Source organism: Bradyrhizobium sp. 141 (assembly GCF_023074055.1).
Classification (GTDB): domain Bacteria; phylum Pseudomonadota; class Alphaproteobacteria; order Rhizobiales; family Xanthobacteraceae; genus Bradyrhizobium.
In genome coordinates, this window is record NZ_JADPKR010000068.1 from 1 (window position 1) to 1,288 (window position 1,288).

Here is a 1,288-nt window from a genome sequence, read left to right on the forward strand (position 1 = left end):
TAGCAGTCTGCTGAAAAACCCCCTCGCCACGGAGGGGACTTGATGATTCACTTTATCATCTCGAATCGGTGTAGACGATCATGCGCGGCAGTTTTACGGATCAGGGCGGCCTGTTTTCGTACATCGCGCCGGATAAGCGTGTGCCAGCGAACCATCCGCTGCGGAAGGTCCGGGAACTTGTCCGGGATGTGTTGAGTGATTTGAACCGCAGCCTTGGGAGGCTCTACGCCAGCGAGGGACGTCCTTCGATCCCTCCGGAGCAATTGCTGAGCGCCCTGCTGCTGCAGGTGTTCTACGGCATCCGCTCGGAACGCCAATTGATGGAGCAACTGGACTACAATCTTTTGTACCGCTGGTTCGTGGGACTGTCGCCGGACGATCCGGTCTGGGACCCGACCACCTTCACCAAGAACCGCGAGCGGCTGCAGAACGGCGATGTGTTCACGAAGTTCATGACCAGGCTTCTGAACCATTCCCAGGTCAAACCACTATTGTCGGACGAGCATTTTTCGGTGGACGGAACGCTGATCGAAGCCTGGGCTTCGCAGAAGAGTTTTCGCCCCAAGGACGGCAGCGGCGACGACGATGACGGCGCCAACTTCCACGGCCAGAAGCGCAAGAACGACACCCATGCGAGTACCAGCGATCCGGACAGCAGGCTTTATCGCAAGGCGGCCGGACGGGAGGCCAAGCTTTGCTATATGGGCCACGCCACCATGGAGAACCGGCATGGGCTGGCGGTGGCCGGCAGGGTCACGCATGCCAATGGCACCGCCGAACGCCGGGCTTCGGAGGTCATGCTGAAGGCGAGACGCAAAGCCGCGGGCCGCCGCATCACCGCCGGTGAGGACAAGGCGTACGATACCGCCGATCATGTCGCCAATCTTCGCGCCATCGGCGTGACGCCGCATGTGACACAGAACCAGGCCGTCACCAAAACCGGCAAGAACCGCACCAGCGCCATCGACGAACGAACCACGCGGCATTCGGGGTACGGCATGTCGCAATCGCGCCGGGCGATGGTCGAGTGCATTTTCGGATGGGGCAAGCAGCATGGCACCATGCGCAAGACCAAACATCGTGGCGTCGCCCGCGTCGCCGCCGACTTCCTGCTCAATCTGATCGCCTATAACCTGATCCGCATTCCCAAACTGCTTGCCGCTTAGCCACCCCGCGTCAGGGGGCACCCAACAACAGGCCAAAAATTACATCCAACTCCGCCGCCTCGCCCCAACAACGACCGGCCAGAACAAGAAAACCCTCCATTTCAAGGTTTTTCAGCAGACTG

The 1,288-nt window shown here is 60.3% G+C and carries 1 protein-coding gene; it reads left to right on the plus strand.

Going from position 1 to position 1,288, the window contains the following annotated elements; translation table 11 throughout:
* Positions 1 to 80 precede the first annotated feature (80 nt).
* The gene (locus tag IVA81_RS19120; protein ID WP_247320873.1) at positions 81 to 1,166 is read left to right on the plus strand and encodes an IS5 family transposase; all 1,086 of its coding nucleotides are present in this window, start codon (positions 81 to 83) and stop codon (positions 1,164 to 1,166) included.
* The last annotated feature ends 122 nt before the right edge of the window (positions 1,167 to 1,288 follow it).